A 1,206-nucleotide genomic window follows, 5' to 3' on the forward strand; every position below is an offset into this window, starting at 1 on the left:
GTGCAGGATGATGTCGATCACCAGAAAAATGCCCAGCACGACACCGCCGACGAACAGCGTCTCGCGCCAGAGGTTCGTCGTCGTCCAGAAGAAGTCGACGCCGCGCAGGAAGCCGACGAACAGCGGCGGATCGCCAAGCGGCGTCAGCGAGCCGCCGATGTTGGACACCAGGAAGATGAAGAAGATGACGACATGGGCGTTGAACCGCCTGTTATCGTTGGCGCGGATGATCGGCCGGATCAGGATCATCGAGGCACCGGTCGTGCCGATCACCGAGGCCAGCAGCGCGCCGACCAGCAGCAGGCCGGCATTCACCAGCGGCGTGCCGTGAATGTTGCCGGCAAGGAGAATGCCGCCGGAAATGGTGAACAGCGCAAACAGCAGGATGATGAACGACATGTATTCGGTGAGCAACGCATGCAGCACCGCTTCGGTCGCTGTGGGGACACCGAAGGCGACCGCCAGCGGCAGGACCACCAGAGCGCCCCAAAGGGCCGCGATCTTGCCGTAGTGATGCTCCCAGACATGAAGAAACAGCAGCGGACCAGTGGCGATCGACAACAGCAGCCCGGCAAAGGGCAGCGCCCACCACAGCGACATCGAAGCGCCGGGCAGGCCGTGTTCCTCCGCCCCGAAAGCCTGTGCCGGAAACAGCACGGCCACGACGATTGCCGCCTTCGTCGCGACCCACAAAAAGCCCCTCTTGCGCCTCACGATCCGTCAGTCCGACAAAGGGTCTTCGAGCCTCACGCCGGCGTCGCGCATGCGCTGCAGCGTGGCATGGAGCGAACCGTTGAGATCGATGCCGCGGCAGGCATCCAGCCGCACTGTGGTTTTGAAGCCCTGGCTGACGGCATCCAGCGCCGAAAAGCCGACGCAGAAATCGGTCGCCAGCCCGACCAGGGTCAGCGTGTCGATGCCGCGCTCCCGGAGGTAGCCGGCAAGGCCGGTCTGGGTCGTGCGGTCGTTCTCGAAGAAGGCCGAGTAGCTGTCGATATCAGGCCGAAATCCCTTGCGAATGACGAGCTCGGCCTTGGTCCAGGCGAGGCCGGAATGGAAATCCGAGCCCAGGCTGCCCTGGATGCAGTGGTCCGGCCACAGCGTCTGCTGGCCGTACGGCATTTCGATCATGGTGAAGGGCTGCGCGCCCGGATGGCTGGAAGCAAAGCTGGAGTGACCGGCGGGATGCCAGTCCTGCGTCAGCAC

At 64.1% G+C, this 1,206-nt stretch carries 2 protein-coding genes; both read right to left on the reverse strand.

The genetic code is table 11. The features are described 5' to 3' along the window. Positions 1 to 693 (reverse strand): sodium:proton antiporter (locus EN879_RS36505; protein WP_206521093.1); only part of this gene is annotated, 693 nt, incomplete at its 3' end. 27 nt (positions 694 to 720) lie between these two features. Continuing rightward, a partial coding sequence (locus EN879_RS36510; RefSeq protein ID WP_164774866.1) for a nicotinamidase occupies positions 721 to 1,206 on the reverse strand: 486 nt, incomplete at its 5' end.

It is taken from the genome of Mesorhizobium sp. M7A.F.Ca.AU.002.02.1.1 (assembly GCF_003998535.1).
Lineage (GTDB): Bacteria > Pseudomonadota > Alphaproteobacteria > Rhizobiales > Rhizobiaceae > Mesorhizobium > Mesorhizobium ciceri.